At 74.6% G+C, this 13,651-nt stretch carries 6 protein-coding genes; 5 read left to right on the top strand and 1 reads right to left on the bottom strand.

Annotated features, from left to right (window positions below):
* Positions 1-36: 36 nt before the first annotated feature.
* A complete protein-coding gene (locus tag ACWV17_RS04860) occupies positions 37-2,844 on the bottom strand; it encodes a lysylphosphatidylglycerol synthase domain-containing protein (RefSeq protein WP_455358604.1) in 2,808 nt (935 codons plus the stop codon).
* Positions 2,845-2,972: 128 nt separating this feature from the next.
* Here ACWV17_RS04860 and ACWV17_RS04855 point away from each other — a divergent pair, with 128 nt between their 5' ends.
* The 5 genes from ACWV17_RS04855 (at position 2,973) to nudC (ending at position 13,617) form a co-directional block, all read left to right on the top strand.
* A complete protein-coding gene (locus ACWV17_RS04855; protein ID WP_455358603.1) occupies positions 2,973-3,566 on the top strand; it encodes an MGMT family protein in 594 nt (197 codons plus the stop codon).
* A gap of 158 nt (positions 3,567-3,724) precedes the next feature.
* The gene (locus ACWV17_RS04850) at positions 3,725-7,168 is read left to right on the top strand and encodes an ATP-dependent helicase (RefSeq protein ID WP_455358602.1); all 3,444 of its coding nucleotides are present in this window, start codon (positions 3,725-3,727) and stop codon (positions 7,166-7,168) included.
* Between the two features lie 147 nt (positions 7,169-7,315).
* A complete protein-coding gene (locus tag ACWV17_RS04845; RefSeq protein ID WP_455358601.1) occupies positions 7,316-11,107 on the top strand; it encodes a UvrD-helicase domain-containing protein in 3,792 nt (1,263 codons plus the stop codon).
* Between the two features lie 67 nt (positions 11,108-11,174).
* Entirely contained in the window at positions 11,175-12,602 is a 1,428-nt protein-coding gene (locus ACWV17_RS04840) for a dipeptidase (RefSeq protein WP_455358600.1), read from the top strand.
* 34 nt (positions 12,603-12,636) lie between these two features.
* Positions 12,637-13,617, top strand: coding sequence for an NAD(+) diphosphatase (gene nudC, locus ACWV17_RS04835; protein ID WP_455358599.1), 981 nt, complete (start codon positions 12,637-12,639; stop codon positions 13,615-13,617).
* Positions 13,618-13,651: the final 34 nt, after the last annotated feature.

Here is a 13,651-nt window from a genome sequence, read left to right as displayed (position 1 = left end):
CCCCGCCTGACCAGGGCGGACAGCGCTCCGAGCTCGCTAGAGCGCGCCCTTGCGGGTGAGGTGGTTGAACGACAGCCAGCCCGGCAGCACCGGCAGCCAGAAGGTCATCAGCCGGAAGAGCAGCACGGCCGGCACGGCGACCTCCTTCTCCAGCCCGACCGCGATCAGGCCCGCGATCAGGGCCGCCTCCACCGCACCCACACCGCCCGGCGTCGGCGCCGCCGAGCCCAGCGCGTTGCCCGCCAGGAAGACCACCGCGATGCTCGCGTAGCTGATCGTCTGGCTGCCGCCGAAGGCGCGGATCGACGCGTCGAGGCACATCACGAAGGTGCCGGTCAGCAGCAGCATGCCGCCGATGCCGGTGAACAGCTTCTGCGGCCGCTGGAGCACGTCCAGCATGCGGGGCACCACACCGGCGAACAGCGAGCGGACCCGGGTCGCGACGAACTTCCGCATGAACGGGATCGCCGTCACCACCAGGGCCAGTACGGCGACCGTCAGCAGACCCGCGATCACGGTCCGGGAGGGGGTGAGGGACGGCGTCTTCTCGGTTCCGGTCAGATAGCCGAAAGCCAGCAGCAGCAGGATGTGGCAGGAGAGGCCGAACAGCTGGGAGGCGCCGACGCTCGCCACGGCCAGCCCGGGGCGTACGCCCGAGCGCTGGAGGAAGCGGGTGTTCAGCGCCACACCGCCGACCGCCGCCGGCGCGACCAGCTTCACGAAGGAGCCGGCGATCTGCGCCAGGACGGTCCGCAGGAACGGCACGCGCTCAGGCACGAACCCCAGCAGGCTCATGGCCGCCGCGATGTAGCTGAGGGCCGAGAAGAGGACGGCGGCGGCCACCCAGCCCCACTCCGCCCGGTCGAGGAGCGTGCCGAACTCGATGTGGGTCAGCTGCGAGAGCAGGAAGTACGCGGCGAACGCGCCGGCGATGAAGCTGACCAGGGTCTTGGGCTTGATCCGCTCCAGCCGGGCCGGTTCGACGGGTGCCTGCGGCCGGATCAGCAGCACCTGGCCACGGATCTGGGTGAGCAGATCCTCCTCGCGCGCCTCGTCCATCGCCTCGTCGAGAGCCCGCTTCTCGGCCTTCCTCCCGGCCTTCCCGGCCTGCTTCTCCGCGCGTACCGCCTTCCGGTCCGCGCTCTGGGCGTCCCCGGTCCCGGGCGTTTCGTCGTTGTCGGACCCGGAGGCCCCCAGGACGGCCTCGCGCTCGCGCTGGGCACGCTCGCGGGCCAGTCTGCGCAGCGTCGCGCGGGTGGAGCGGCTCAGCGCGATCGGCTGGAGCAGCGGCAGACAGTCCGCGACCGCGTCGCCGCCGAGCACCGCGACCGCCGCGGCGACCGAGCGCTCGGCGCCCACCCGCAGGCCGAGGGTGGTGAGCAGCTGGGCGATGTCCATCCGCAGGACGATGTCGCTCGCCGCGATCTCGCCGCCGCGCAGGTCCGTCAGGATCACCGTGCCGGAACGATCCACCAGAATGGCGTCACCGACCAGCCGGCGGTGCGCGATGCGCCGCGACTGGAGGGCCTTGACCTGGCGCCAGGCGCTGCGCGTGAGCTCGTCGGTGATCTCCTCGTCGGCCAGCGAGTCCAGCGAGCGGCCGCCGAGGTGCTCGTACACGAGGATGACCGCGTCCGGGCCCAGCTCGGAGGTGGCGATCAACTTGGGGGCGTTGGCGCCGGCGGCGATCGCCGCGTACGCGAGGAGCGCCTCCTGCTCCAGCGCCTGGCGCAGCGACTGCAGGCTGCGGCGCTGGGTGATGCCGCGCAGGGTGACGCGGCGCCACACCCGGTAGAAGAAGCCCTGCGCCTGCTGCTCGCGGTCCACGACGGTGACGTCGAGCGGCGGCCCGTGCTCCAGGGCGACCAGATAGCGGCGGCCGCGGTCGCCGTGGTCGGTGGAGTCGGGGATCTCCTCGGCGCGCATGGCGCTGACCGGGCGGAAGCCGACGTGGCGCAGGCCGGCCAGGAGGGTCTGGCCGGTGGGGCGGACGTTGGGGGAGCCGACGGCGTACAGCGTCCCGTACGCGACGGTCCAGCCGATCAGCACGGTGAGGATGATCGAGAACGGGGTGGTGTACCCGCCGACGAGCATCGCGAAGGCGTCCAGCAGAAGCACCGCCCACAGCACGACCCGCCAGCGGGGTCTGCGGGCCATCCCGACGGCCGTCATGTAGGCGATGACGGGGGCGAGATAGCCGTGCACCGGATCGGTGAGCGCGTCGCCGGCGGCCTGCTGGGTGAGTGCGTCGCGGATGGTGCCGGGGGCGGCCTGCGCCACCCAGAGGTCGGTGGCCAGGGTGACGCCGTGGGCGAGGACGGCCGCGAGTACGCCGTCCGCGATCCGCAGTCCGTCGCGTTTGATCAGCCGTTCGATGGCGAAGGCGACCGGTACGAGGAGGACGGCGATGCTGGAGACCAGACCCGCGAGCTTGATCAGCAGGTCGGGCGCCTGGCCCGTGCCCTTGCTGATGTCCTGCTCCAGGCCCTCGGTGGTGCCGTGGGCGAACGCCGCGATGGCCAGCACGACGGCGATGCCGAGCATGCCGACCAGGACCCGCACCAGGTCGGAGGGGCGATGTACGCGGGCGGGGAGGAGCGGTTCGTCGCCCTCGACGCGTTCGCTGACGGCCTCGATGACGGGCACGGCCGGGGCGGTGGTTGTGTCCGTGGCGTGGTCGGCGGCTTCGGGTGTGGTCGCGGGCGTGGCTTCGGGCGTGTTCTCAGGCACGGCCCCGGGCGCGGTCTCCGGCAGGTCGGGGCGTGCCTCGGTGTCAGGGGTCGTCTCCGTCTGCGGAGGCTGCACGCCCTGCTCCTTCGCCGTCTCTTCTTGATCTCGTATCACCGGTCACCGCCCGGATGATGGTGGCACGGCCGGGCGCCACCGGGAGGCATCAGGGTGCATTGCGCACACGTGCGATGCGTAACACCGGCCCGGCGGCGCTGTCGGTGGGGTGCGGCAGTATGGGACGGATGAGCGACGAGCTGCCCGAGTACGCGGAACGGGTCCTGGAAGTGGCGGAAGCGATTCCGCCCGGCCGGGTGATGACGTACGGAGATGTCGCGGAGTGGCTCGGCGAGGGAGGACCGCGGCAGGTGGGCCGGGTGATGGCCCTGTACGGCGGAGCCGTCCCGTGGTGGCGGGTGATACGGGCCGACGGGGTACTGCTGCCCGGCCACGAACTGCGCGCGCTCGGCCACTACCGGGCCGAGGGCACCCCGCTGCGTGAGGCGGGCCGCGCGACCGAAGGCCATCTGCCACGCGTCGACATGAAGCGGGCGCGATGGGACGGCGCCGGCGACGCCCTCGCCGACGGCGAGGGCGGCCACGGGGGCGGCGGCCACGCGGTGGGCGGCCACGGGGGTGGCGGCCAGGCGGTGGGTGACCACGCGGGCGGTGACCACGTGGCGGGCGACCACTACGCGGTGGGCGGCCACATGGGCGGCGACCACCACGCGGGCGGCGGCGCGGTGGGCGGCCACGGGGGCGGTGACCAGGCGGTCGGCGGCGGCCACGTGGTCGCTGGCCACGCGGGCGGCGGCGCGGGAAAGGCTCACACCTGCTAGCTTCCGCCATTCGGCGGCGCCGCGGGGTGCCGGAGGACCGTACGGCGTACCGGGCGGACCCGCTGCGACCCCGGCTCCCGCTGGCGTAGCGTCTTCCGCACGCGGCCCCGTCAGCACGCCGCCACCACTCCGCACACCCACCAGGACCGGCGACCCACGTGAGCTCCTCCCCCTCCACTCGGCACACGCCACCGCACCGTCGCGAGACGCGGCAGCGGACCCCCGGCGCGTACCGACTGGTGCGTACCCCGCCGGGGCCGGTGGATTCTCCTCTTCTGGACGCACGCCAGCGCGCGGTGGTTGACCACACCGGCGGACCGTTGCTGGTCCTGGCCGGACCGGGCACGGGCAAGACCACGACCCTGGTCGAGTCGGTGGCCGCGCGCGTCGCGGCCGGCACGGATCCCCGGCGGATCCTGGTCCTGACGTTCAGCCGCAAGGCGGCGGTGGAACTGCGCGACCGGACCGCCCTGCGGCTGGGCGGTGCCGGGCACGGACCGCAGGCGACCACCTTCCACTCCTTCTGTTACGCCCTGGTCCGCGCGCACCAGGACAGCGATCTGTTCGCCGATCCGTTGCGGCTGCTGTCCGGCCCAGAGCAGGACGTGGCCGTACGCGAGCTCCTCGCCGGCCAGCTGGAGTCCCAGCACATCCGCTGGCCGGACGAGCTGCGCGCCTGCCTCACCACGCGAGGCTTCGCGGACGAGGTACGGGCGGTCCTCGCGCGCTCGCGCGAACTGGGCCTCGGGCCGGATGCGCTGGGCGCGTTCGCGGCCCGTACCGGGCGGCCGGACTGGGGAGCGGCGGCGGCGTTCCTCGCCGAGTACCTCGACGTGCTCGACATGCAGGGCGTCCTCGACTACGCCGAACTGGTCCACCGGGCGGTGCTGCTCGCCGAGCGGCCGGAGGTCGCGCGGCGGCTGTGGACGCGGTACGACGCGGTGTTCGTCGACGAGTACCAGGACACGGACCCGGCGCAGGTCCGGCTGCTGCACGCGCTCGCCGGCCAGGGCCGCACGCTGGTCGCCTTCGGCGATCCCGACCAGTCGATCTATGCGTTCCGCGGCGCGGACGTCAACGGCATCCTCGACTTCCCGCACCGCTTCCGCCGCACCGACGGCAGCCCCGCGCCCGTCGAGGTCCTGACCACCTCCCGCCGCTCGGGAGCCGACCTGCTGGCGGCGACACGGCTGCTGACCCGCCGGATGCCGCTGACCCGGCTGCCGGCGGAGAAGGTCCGGGCCCACCGGGAACTGGCCGCGGTCCGGGACGGCGGCCGTGTCGAGGTCTTCACCTACCCCACACCGGGCACCGAACTGGACAACATCGCGGACCTGCTGCGCCGCGCGCACCTGGAAGAGGGCGTGCCGTGGAGCGAGATGGCGGTCCTGGTCCGCGCGGGCGGCCGCACGATCCCGTCGATCCGCCGCGCGCTGACGTCGGCGGGCGTCCCCCTGGAAACGGACGGCGACGACGTCCCCCTCCGCCACGAACCGGCGGTGACGCCTCTGCTGACGGCACTGCGAGCAGTGGCGGAGGCAGCCCTCCCCCGCCCACCGGCGAAGCCCCCCGCCGCGCCCGTGGCCGGGGCGGGTGACGTGGGTGGCTTGCCGCTCGCGGCAAGCGGCGGCGGCGAGGGACCGGAGCCTGCTCCGGGGGGCGGGGCGGCTGGGTGGGAGGAGCACCCGCCCGGTGCGGACTCCGACGCACCGGAGCCTGTTCCGGCGACGTGGCTCGGGGTCGAGACCGCCGTCGAGCTGCTCGCGTCGCCGCTCGGCGGGATGGACGCCGCCGACCTGCGGCGGCTCGGCCGCGCGCTGCGTGACGAGGAGCGCGCGGCCGGCAACCGCGTCCCCCCGCCGTCCGACGAACTGCTCGCCCGCGCGCTCGCGGAGCCCGAACGGCTGGTCGCGCACGATCCGGCGTACGCCCGCGGAGCCCAGCGCCTTGGCGCGCTGCTTCGCAAGGCGCGCGAGCTGCTCGAAGGCGGCGGCACCGCCGAAGAGGCCCTGTGGGAACTGTGGAACGGCACCCCCTGGCCGCAGCGCCTGGAGCGCGCCGCGCGCCGCGGCGGCGCGTCCGGCCGCAACGCCGACCGCGACCTCGACGCCGTCTGCGCGCTGTTCGACACCGCCGCCCGCGCCGAGGAACGCACCGGCGGACGCGGCGCGCTCAACCTCCTCGCGGAGCTGGATGCCGAGGACATCGCCGCCGACACGCTCAGCAAGCGCGTGGCCCGCCACGACGCCGTACGCCTGATGACCGCGCACCGCGCCAAGGGCCTTCAGTGGCGGCTCGTCGTCGTGGCCGGCGTACAGGAGGGACTGTGGCCCGACCTCCGGCGCCGCGGTTCGCTGCTGGAGGCGGACCGGATCGGCCGCGACGGGCTCGCCGAGCCGCTCACTCCCGGCGCACTCCTCGCCGAGGAGCGCAGGCTGTTCTACGTCGCGGCGACGCGCGCCCGCGAGCGCCTCGTCGTCACCGCGGTCAAGGCACCGGCCGACGACGGCGACCAGCCCTCCCGTTTCCTGACCGAACTCGGCGCCGAGCCGAAGGACGTGACCGGGCGCCCCCGCCGCCCGCTCTCCGTCGCCGCGCTCGTCGCCGAGCTGCGGGCCACCACCGTCGACCCGGCCGCCTCGGCCGCACTGCGCGACGCCGCCGCCCGGCGGCTCGCGCGCCTCGCCGCGCTCAGCGACGAGGACGGCCGCCCGCTGGTGCCGGCGGCGCACCCGTACCGCTGGTGGGGCATGTACGAGCCGACGCACAGCGCGGTCCCGCTGCGCGACCGGTCCCAGCCGGTCACCCTGTCCGGCAGCGCGCTGGACCAGCTCGCCAACACCTGCTCCCTCCAGTGGTTCCTGGGCCGTGAGGTGAAGGCGGACGCGCCGGCCACGGCGGCGCAGGGGTTCGGCAACGTCGTGCACGTCCTGGCCGACGAGGTCGCCTCCGGCCGTACGCCCGCCGACCTCGCCGTCCTCATGGAGCGGCTCGACTCGGTCTGGGACGGCCTCGCCTTCGACGCGCCCTGGAAGTCGCAGCAGGAGAAGGAGAACGCGCGAGCCGCCCTGGAGCGCTTCCTGCGCTGGCACGTCATGGACCGCGCGGGCCGCACGTCCGTCGCCACCGAGCACGACTTCGACGTGACGCTCGGAGCCGGCGAGTACCAGGTGCGGATCCGGGGCTCGATGGACCGGGTGGAGACGGACGCCGAGGGACGCGCGTACGTCGTCGACTTCAAGACCGGCAAGGGGGCACCCACGAAGGACGAGGTCGCCCGGCACCCCCAGCTGGCGGTCTACCAGCTCGCGGTCCGCGAGGGCGCGGTGGACGAGGCGTTCGACGGCCTCCGCCCGCCGCCGGGCGGAGCCGAACTCGTCCAGCTGCGCCAGGGGGCGGCGAAGCGGGACGGCGGCGAGAGCGTCCCCAGGGTGCAGGCTCAGGAGCCGCCGACGGGGGAGTGGGTGGGCGATCTGCTCGCCACCGCGGCGGGACGCGTCCTCGACGAGCGTTTCACCCCCTCGGCGGGCCAGCACTGCACGCACTGCGCGTTCCGGGCGTCGTGCAGCGCGCAGCCGGAGGGCCGGCAGATCGTCGAGTAGCAGCCGGTGTCGCGTGCGGGTGCCGCGCGCCGCGTGTGCCGTGTCACACGTGCCGCGCGCCGCTTGCCCCACGTGTCGCGGTACGGGAGCGCGGCCCCCGAGCCCGGGTTGTCAGGGTTGTCAGTGGGCCGGGCTAGCCTCTCTCGGGTGTCCGCACGTATCACCGACCCCGAGCAGCTCAAAGAGCTGCTCGGCATCCCGTTCACCCCGGAGCAGACGGCCTGCATCACCGCGCCGCCCGCCCCGCAGGTCATCGTGGCCGGAGCCGGCTCCGGCAAGACGACGGTGATGGCCGCCCGGGTGGTCTGGCTGGTCGGCACCGGGCAGGTGGCCCCCGAGCAGGTGCTCGGGCTGACCTTCACCAACAAGGCCGCGGGGGAGCTGGCCGAGCGCGTGCGGACCGCGCTCGTACGGGCCGGGGTGACCGACCCCGAGGCGCTGGACCCGGACGATCCCCCGGGCGAGCCGCGCATCTCGACGTACCACGCCTTCGCGGGGCAGCTGCTGACCGACCACGGCCTGCGCATCGGCCTGGAGCCGTCCGCCCGGCTGCTGGCCGACGCGACCCGCTTCCAGCTCGCCGCGCGGGTACTGCGGGAGGCCCCCGGTCCGTACCCCGCGCTGACCAAGTCCGTCCCCTCCCTGGTCAGCGACCTCCTCGCGCTGGACGCGGAACTCGCCGAGCACCTGGTGGATCCCGGCCGCCTCCGGGCGTACGACACCGAGCTGCTCGACACCCTCGCGGACGCCAAGCTCACCAACGCCGACCTGCGCAAGGTCCCCGAGGCCGCCGCGGCCCGGCTCGAACTCCTCGACCTCACCACCCGCTACCGCGAGCAGAAGCGCAGCCGCGACCTCCTCGACTTCGGCGACCAGATCGCGCTCTCCGCGCGGCTCGCGACCACCCGCCCGGAGGTCGGCCGGATCCTGCGCGAGGAGTTCCGCGTTGTCCTGCTCGACGAGTACCAGGACACGTCCGTCGCCCAGCGGCTCCTGCTCTCCGGCCTGTTCGGCACGGGGTCTCCCCAGGACGGAGTCCCAGGGGAGGGCGCTGGCCACGCGGTCACCGCGGTCGGCGACCCGTGCCAGGCGATCTACGGCTGGCGCGGTGCGTCCGTCGCCAACCTCGACGACTTCCCCGCCCACTTCCGGTACGCCGACGGCCGCCCCGCCGCCCGCTACTCCCTCAGCGAGAACCGCCGCAGCGGCGGCCGCCTGCTCGACCTCGCCAACCGCCTGGCCGCCCCGCTGCGCGCCCTGCACGAGGGGGTGGAGGCGCTGCGGCCCGCGCCCGGCGCCGAGCGCGACGGCATCGTCCGCTGCGCGCTGCTGCCGACCCACGCGGAGGAGCTGGACTGGCTCGCCGACTCGATCGCCCACCTGGTGCGTACGGGAAAGGAGCCCGGCGAGATCGCGGTGCTGTGCCGCACGGCGACGGACTTCGCCGAGATACAGGGGGCGCTGGTCGCCCGCGACATCCCGGTCGAGGTCGTCGGGCTGTCCGGCCTGCTGCACCTGCCCGAGGTCGCGGACCTGGTCGCGGTCTGCGAGGTCCTCCAGGACCCCGGCGCGAACGCCGCGCTCGTCCGGCTGCTGATCGGCCCGCGCTGGCGCATCGGCGCCCGGGACCTGGCGCTGCTGGGGCGCCGGGCGCGCCGGCTCGTACGGTACGCGCACGGGGACGGCGACCCGGACGACGACCCCGACCGTCGGCTGGCGGAGGCGGTGGAGGGTGTCGACCCGTTCGAGGTCGTCTCGCTGGCGGACGCGCTGGACACGTTCCTGGAGCCGGACGGCACGGACGACGGCCTGCCCTTCTCCACCGACGCCCGCGTCCGGTTCGCCCGGCTGGCCGCCGAGCTGCGCGACCTGAGGCGTTCGCTCGCCGACCCGCTGATGGACGTGCTCCACCGGGTGCTCGCGACCACCGGCCTCGACGTGGAACTCTCCGCGTCGCCGCATGCCCTGGCCGCGCGTCGCCGCGAGACCCTCTCCAACTTCCTCGACACAGCGGCGGGCTTCGCGGCACTGGACGGACAGGCGAGCCTGCTCGCCTTCCTCGGCTTCCTGCGCACGGCCGCGCAGTATGAGAAGGGCCTGGACAACGCCCTGCCCGGCGGCGAGAACACGGTCAAGGTGCTCACCGCGCACAAGTCCAAGGGCCTGGAGTGGGACGTCGTGGCCGTGCCGGGGCTGGTGGCCAAGCACTTCCCGAGCGAGCAGGGGCGCGAGTCGTGGACCGCCCAGCCGAAGGTCCTCCCGCACGCGCTGCGGGGCGACGCGGAGACCCTCCCGGAGGTCGGCGCGTGGGACACGAAGGGCCTGAAATCGTTCAAGGACGCGATGAAGGCGCACCAGACCACGGAAGAACTGCGCCTGGGGTACGTCACCTTCACCCGCCCGCGCTCCCTGCTCCTCGGCTCCGGCCACTGGTGGGGCCCGACCCAGAAGCGGCACCGCGGCCCGTCCGACTTCCTGCGGGCGCTGTACGACCACTGCGCCGCGGGGCACGGCGAGATCGAGGTGTGGGCGGACGAGCCGGCCGAGGACGAGGAGAACCCGTCCCTCCGCACGGCGGTGGCGGACCACGCCTGGCCGCTCCCCCTGGACCCGACCTCCCTGACCCGCCGCCGGCACGCGGCCGAAACGGTACTGGCCCACCTGGACGAACTGGCCGCGTCGGCGGCCGACGACACGGAGCCGCCCCGGGACGACCCCGAGCCCCCGGAAGACCCGGACGACTGGCCCCCCTGGCCGGAGGAAGACCCCTGGCACGAAGCCGAGCCCGCCGGCCCGGCGGGTGACCTCGGCACGGCCCGAGCACCGGGCCCCGGCGCGGCCGGGGAAGCGGACGCGCGGCGCGGCGGAGCGGGCGCCGGGCCGGCGGGTCCCGGTCCGGCCGGGGAAGCGAATGCGCGATGCCGCGAAGAGGGCCCCGGAGTCGCCGGCGAGGCGGGCGAAGCCGAGCCCGCCGGGCCGGCGGGTGACCTCGGCACGACCCGGACGCCGGGTCCCGGCGCGGCCGGGGAAGCGGACGCGCGGCGTCGCGAAGCAGCCGCAGGGCCGGCGGCCTCCGGTCCGGGCCGGCGGGGCGGCGCGGGCGCTTGGGGGGGCGGGGGCTTGCCCCCGCTTTCGGGAAGGGGCGGGGCTGGGGAACACACCCCCGGACCCGAGCCCGCCGCACCCCGCATCCCCGCCCCCCGCGAGCGCCTCGTGGGCGAGGAGGCCCGCCTCCTCGCGTCCTGGGACCGGGACCTCGACGCACTCACCGGCGAGCTGCGCCGCGCCCGCGCCACCGTCCGGGACGTCCCCCTGCCGCCCTCCCTCTCCGCCTCCCAGCTGCTGCGCCTCGCCGCCGATCCCGACGGCTTCGCGCAGGAGCTGGCCCGGCCCATGCCCCGACCGCCGCAGCCGGCGGCCCGCCGCGGCACCCGGTTCCACGCCTGGGTGGAGTCACGGTTCGAGGAGCTCCAGCTCCCGATGCTCGACCCGGACGAGCTGCCCGGCACAGACGCGGAGATCGCGGACGAACGCGACCTGGAGGCGCTCAAGGAGGCCTTCGAGCGCAGCCCGTACGCCGACCGCACCCCCCACCGCATCGAGGTGCCCTTCCAGCTGACCCTGGCCGGCCGGGTGATCCGCGGCCGGATCGACGCCGTCTACCAGGACGACGACCCGGGCCGCGGCGCCGGCACGTACGAGATCGTCGACTGGAAGACCAGCCGGCACCGCACCGCCGACCCCCTCCAGCTCGCGATCTACCGGCTCGCCTGGGCCGAGCAGCACGGCCTCCCCCCGGAGGAGGTCCGTGCGGCGTTCCTCTATGTCCGCACCGGCGAGGTCGTCCGCCCTGCCCGCCTGCCCGGCCGGACAGGCCTGGAGCGCATCCTGCTGGGCGAGGCCGGGCGAGGCCGGGTGAGGCCGGGTGAGGCCGGGTGAGGCCGGGTGAGGCCGGGTGAGGCCGGGTGAGGAAAGCCCGGCGAAGCGGGGCAGATAGGCTCGGGGCATGAGCGACACCCCGGACAGCGCCGTCCGTACGTACATACAGAACCACCGCGACGCCTTCCTCGCCGACCTCGCCGACTGGCTGCGCATCCCGTCCGTATCGGCGCAGCCGGAGCACGCCGCGGACGTACGGCGCAGCGCCGACTGGCTGGCGGCGAAGCTCGCGGAGACCGGCTTCCCGGTCGCCGAGGTCTGGCCGACCGACGGCGCGCCCGCGGTCTTCGCCGAGTGGCCCTCCGGCGACCCCGAGGCCCCCACGGTGCTGGTGTACGGCCACCACGACGTACAGCCCGCGGCACGCGCGGACGGCTGGCACACCGACCCCTTCGAGCCGGAGATCATCGACGGCCGGATGTACGGACGCGGCGCGGCCGACGACAAGGGCCAGGTCTTCTTCCACACCCTCGGTGTACGGGCCCACCTGGCCGCCACCGGCCGGACCGCCCCCGCGGTGAACCTCAAGCTGCTGGTCGAGGGCGAGGAGGAGTCCGGATCGCCGCACTTCCGCGCCCTGGTGGAACAGCACGCGGCGCGCCTCGCCGCCGACACCGTGATCGTCTCCGACACCGGCATGTGGTCGGAGACGACCCCCACCGTATGCACCGGCATGCGCGGGCTCGCGGACTGCGAGATCGACCTGTACGGACCGGACCAGGACATCCACTCCGGCTCCTTCGGCGGCGCCGTGCCCAACCCGGCGACGACCGCGGCGCGCCTGGTCGCGGCCCTGCACGACGCCGACGAGCGGGTCACCGTCCCCGGCTTCTACGACGGCGTCGTCGAGCTCTCCGAGCAGGAGCGCGAACTGTTCGCCCAGCTCCCCGTCGACGAGGCCGAGTGGCTGCGTACGGCCAAGTCGTACGGCACCCTCGGCGAGGCCGGGCTCACCACGCTGGAACGGATCTGGGCCCGCCCGACCGCAGAGGTCAACGGCATCGGCGGCGGCTACCAGGGCCCGGGCGGCAAGACGATCATCCCCTCGAGCGCCCAGCTGAAGCTGTCGTTCCGGCTGGTCGCGGGCCAGGACCCGGACCGGATCGAGCAGTCCGTACGCGACTGGGTCGCCGCCCAGGTCCCGGCCGGCATCCGCCACAAGATCACCTTCGGCGCGGCGACCCGCCCCTGCCTGACCCCGCTGGACCACCCCGCGCTCCAGGCTGTCGTCCGCGCCATGGGCCGGGCCTTCGGCAAGCAGATCCTGTTCACCCGCGAGGGCGGCTCCGGACCGGCCGCCGACCTGCGTGACGTGCTGGACGCGCCGGTGCTGTTCCTGGGCATCTCCGTACCCTCCGACGGCTGGCACGCCCCCAACGAGAAGGTCGAACTCGACCTGCTCCTCAAGGGCGTCGAAACCACCGCGTACCTCTGGGACGACCTGGGGGGTCTCCGGCCCCCGGGTCCGGACCCGGCCACCCGGCACAGCGCCTGAGCAGCCCGTCCCACCCACACCCACCCCCGGGGAGTTGGAAGCACCTGTGAGCATCTCGACCGACCACCGCGGCCGCCCCGAGCTCGGCGCCGACCGTCCCATCGGGCTCACCGCCCCGAGCGGTATCGACCGGGCGGCCCACCACCGCCTCGACGAGGCCTGGCTCGCCGCCGCCTGGAGCCACCCGACGACCCGCGTCTTCGTGGTCTCCGGCGGGCAGGTGCTGGTGGACGACACCCCCGACGGCGGCACCGCACTCGTCATGACGCCGGCCTTCGAGGCCCCGCCGACCGAGACGCACCGCTATTTCCTCGGCACGGACGAGGACGGCGTCAGCTACTTCGCGCTGCAGAAGGACGCACTGCCCGGCCGCATCGACCAGTCGGCGCGCCCCGCCGGGCTCCGCGAGGCCGGGCTCCTGCTCTCGCCCCGGGACGCGGGCCTGATGGTGCACGCGGTCGCCCTGGAGAACTGGCAGCGGCTGCACCGCTTCTGCTCGCGCTGCGGCGAGCGCACGGTCGTCGCGGCGGCCGGCCACATCCGCCGCTGCCAGGCCTGCGGCGCCGAGCACTACCCGCGTACCGACCCGGCCGTGATCATGCTGGTGACGGACGAGGACGACCGTGCGCTGCTGGGCCGCCAGATGCACTGGCCGGAGGGCCGCTTCTCGACACTCGCCGGGTTCGTCGAGCCGGGTGAGTCGATCGAGCAGTCGGTGGCGCGGGAGGTGTTCGAGGAGGTGGGCGTCACGGTCGGCCGGGTCGAGTACGTCGCCAGCCAGCCCTGGCCGTTCCCGTCCAGCCTGATGCTGGGCTTCATGGCCCGCGCCGCCTCACCCGAGGGCTCGGTGATCAATGTCGACGGCGAGGAGATCCACGAGGCCCGCTGGTTCTCGCGCGAGGACCTGCGGGCGGCGATCGAGTCGGGGGAGATCCTGCCTCCCTCGGGCATCTCGATCGCGGCGCGTCTGGTCGAGCTCTGGTACGGCGAGCCGCTGCCGAAGCCGCTGAACTGAGCGCGCTCGCCCCGGTTTGGGCGCGTCGGGTGGA

The organism is Streptomyces mabaensis (assembly GCF_053763515.1).
This window is presented reverse-complemented; position numbering and strand designations above follow the sequence as displayed.